Source organism: Streptomyces sp. NPDC004658, assembly GCF_040609555.1.
Taxonomy (GTDB): domain Bacteria; phylum Actinomycetota; class Actinomycetes; order Streptomycetales; family Streptomycetaceae; genus Streptomyces.
Window position 1 is genome coordinate 1 of the sequence record NZ_JBEXKG010000410.1, and the last position, 1,168, is coordinate 1,168.

At 69.5% G+C, this 1,168-nt stretch carries 1 protein-coding gene; it reads right to left on the reverse strand.

The window, feature by feature from the left end:
* A partial coding sequence (locus tag ABZV94_RS41750) for a SulP family inorganic anion transporter (RefSeq protein ID WP_356350341.1) occupies positions 1-1,168 on the reverse strand: 1,168 nt, incomplete at both ends.

Below are 1,168 nucleotides of genomic sequence, written 5' to 3' on the forward strand. Positions count from 1 at the left end.
GTTTCCTGTGCGTCCGGTGTGGGATGGACGGGAATGGCGTCGGCTGCCGCGGCAGCGGCAGTCAGCAGCGCCGCTGGGCTCGTGCCTGTGCTCGTACTGCTGTGAGCATGCGCACTCGTACTCTCACCGACGGCGGGCATGTGCTCGGCCCGGTCGTGGCAGTGGTGGTTGCGCCAGGGAGTCCAGGGGCGGCAGCAGGAGTGCGCCGCAGAGGGGGGTTCGGCGATTCTGCCCCCGGACCTGCCGGTGAAGGCGACTCTGCCGCCGTGGGCGGCATGGGCGATGCTCCAGTCATGGATCAGTTCGTAGGCGGCGTGATCCATGAAGAAGCCGTCCAACTCGACGACCACGTCAGCGTCCTGCGGCAGTTGGCCCAGCGCTCTGCTCAGGCGTGGCACGGCGAGGAAGGTCAACTGGCCGGTCACGACCACGAGATGTTGGCCTCCGTGATCGGAAACGGTGATCCGCGTCCGGGCCAGCCGGTGCAGTGCGACGGCCACCGACACAGCGATACCGATCGCCACACCCTTGAGTACTCCAAAGACCAGCACGCCGGTGATCGTCGCTCCGTACACCAGGAATTCCCGGTGTTTGTGCACGTTTCGGATGTGGACGAAGTTCACCATCTGGACGCCGACCACCATCACGAGCGCACCGAGTGCGGCCAGTGGGATCCACTCCAGAGCGGTCACCAGAAACCCGGTGGCGAGCAGAACCCAGACTCCGTGAAGCACCGTGGAGGCGCGCCCGGTCGCGCCGGCCCGCACGTTCGCCGAACTGCGCACCGCCCCACCGGAGACCGCCAGCCCACCGAGCAGGCCCGAGACGCTGTTGGCGATGCCCTGCGCGCGGAGCTCCCGGTCCAGATCGGAGCGTTTGACCGGGGGTGCGGGTGTGGCCGAACCCGCCCCGGGGGCGTCGGTGCCGGGGCCGCCGGGCTGACTGCCGTCACCTTCGACGGCGGGCCCGGCCGACCGCTCGCGGCTCCGGTCCGCGGTCAGCTTGTCCACGGCGACGGCGGCGAGCAGGGATTCCAGGCTGGCCACCAGCATCATCGTGAAGACGGCTGTGGCAAGGCCGAGCACGGGCCCCTGAGGTACTTCCGGCAGTGCGTGCGAGCGCCAGGACGGCAGGTCTACCCGGGCGATCGAGGGGGCGGCGAGTGCGG